Origin of the sequence: Chitinophaga sp., assembly GCF_035564935.1 — a bacterium.
Classification (GTDB): Bacteria; Bacteroidota; Bacteroidia; order Chitinophagales; family Chitinophagaceae; genus Chitinophaga.
The window spans coordinates 1-2,124 of sequence record NZ_DATMTE010001046.1; the positions used below are offsets into that span (position 1 = coordinate 1).

Here is a 2,124-nt window from a genome sequence, read left to right on the forward strand (position 1 = left end):
GTTTTCTCATTGAGTAAGCGGCGAATAATTTTCCCGTAATGAATGAGCTGGCTCGCCGAAAAATCACTGATGTCCCTAAAATTTTTCTGAGGGTCAACGATGGCGTAGAAATTTCCGCCATAGGCAACGTCGACAATAATCTCTCCCAAATCCGGGCATACGACGCTAAGCGCTTCTTTGTAAAGAAAAGACTTGACATTTGTGAGTTTCACGGTTTTAACCTTTGGCCCATCTTGTACATAATCAATCAGAATCAAGCCTGCGGGTGTCTCCAGACGGAGCTTTCCAGGTACTTTAGGTCTTACCAGCCCCTCTTCGATGGCAATGGTCACCGTACCGATCGTCCCGTGGCCACACATCGGAAGACATCCACTCGTCTCAATATAAAGTACGCCGGTATCGTTGTTGGGGTCTATAGGCGGATAAAGCATACTCCCGCTCATCATATCATGTCCACGCGGCTCAAACATCAATCCTTTACGAATCCAGTCATATTCTTTTATAAAATGTAGCCGGCGTTCCATCATCGAATGCCCTTGCAGCACCGGTGCTCCTCCTGCGACCAACCTCACCGGACATCCACAGGTGTGGGAGTCGATACAAAAAAATGTTTTCTTCATCAGTTGCTATACAAAAATGTCTTAAATACTTGCTTTTGTCGCACTACCATTTACGATACGTACGATGCCCAATGCATTTTCATTTTTCAACTCCACTGGCAGGAATTCATCAGGCCAATTCTGAAAAGCTAAGGGGCGTACAAAACGCTTCACCGCATCCGGTCCGACAGAGGTAAATCGCGGATCCGTACAGGAAGGAAAAGGGCCGCCATGCTGCATGGCATAGACCACCTCTACCCCGGTTGGCATACCGTTAAACAGCAGCCGTCCCGCTTTATCTTTCACCACATTGAAAATCTCCTGATGTACCCGCACATCTTCGTTTGTCGCTGCAATGGTAATGGTTAGCTGTCCTTTGAGCTGCCGCGCAATTGCCAGTACTTCCTCCGCATTTTCAGCTTCCACCAGGACAGCAAAAGGGCCAAATACTTCTTCGCTCAATACCTGGTTTTTTAAAAAATTGTATGCTGAGGTACTGATGATTCTGGGACGGCCCTGCCCTTGAACGGCTTCGACACTTGATTCTGCGAGCATGGTTACCTCAGCCTGTCCGCTTAAAGTCGCTTTATTTTTTTCAAAATGCGCATAGATGCCCGTGTTTAGCATTGTAGCCGGTGCAGTAGCAAGGATGGCCGATGCCAGCGCTTTTTTGAAACGCTCCAGACCATCGCCTTTTACCGCTATAAATACCCCGGGATTGGTACAGAACTGTCCTACACCCAAGGTCAACGAAGCCGCATATTCCTTGGCCAGTGCTTCAGCGCGATCCTCTAACAGCTGTGAAAAGGCAAACACCGGATTTACACTCCCCATCTCGGCAAACACCGGGATCGGTTCTTCGCGCTGATTAGCAATATCAAACAAGGCTTTTCCCCCCCAGTATGATCCGGTAAATCCGACCGCTTTAACTCTTGGGTGAGCAGTCAGATAGGCCCCTATCTTCGTATCTGTTCCTATGACATTATCCCCTAGAATATGCATAAACACCCCTTCCGGCCAGCCATAATCTTTGATAACCGCGGTGATCGCATCAGCCATCAAAGTCGACGTTCGGGTATGCCCGGAATGTCCTTTAACAATCACCGGACATCCTGCGCCGATCGCACTTGCCGTATCACCGCCAGCCGTTGAAAAGGCAAATGGGAAATTACTCGCTCCAAATACCACTACTGGCCCTATCCCCAAATTAAACTTCCGAATATCACTTTTACCTGTTTCACTAATTGGCAAATCAATGCGGGCTTCGGTATAGATACCTAACGCTACCGCATTGGCATAACTGCGCCACTGCCCTACCGTACGCGCTTTCTCTCCTGTGAGCCGGGCTAAAGGAAGTGCCGTCTCCGCATGGGCAGTGTCCAACAATTCAGGGCCTAATCCCTCAATTTTATCAGCAACAGCATGCATAAAAGCAGCACGCACAGCAATCGTGGTAGATTTCAAAAATTGAAATGCCTCGACCGCCATGCAAACCCGGTCATCTAAAAATTCTTGTGGTTGATTC

General features: G+C 48.3%; 2 protein-coding genes. Both read right to left on the reverse strand.

Annotated features, from left to right (window positions below; translation table 11 throughout):
• Positions 1-620 (reverse strand): proline racemase family protein (locus VN105_RS27190; RefSeq protein ID WP_325646191.1); only part of this gene is annotated, 620 nt, incomplete at its 3' end.
• A 21-nt stretch (positions 621-641) separates the two neighbouring features.
• Positions 642-2,124: aldehyde dehydrogenase (NADP(+)) (locus VN105_RS27195; protein ID WP_325646193.1), on the reverse strand; the 1,483-nt coding region annotated here is incomplete at its 5' end.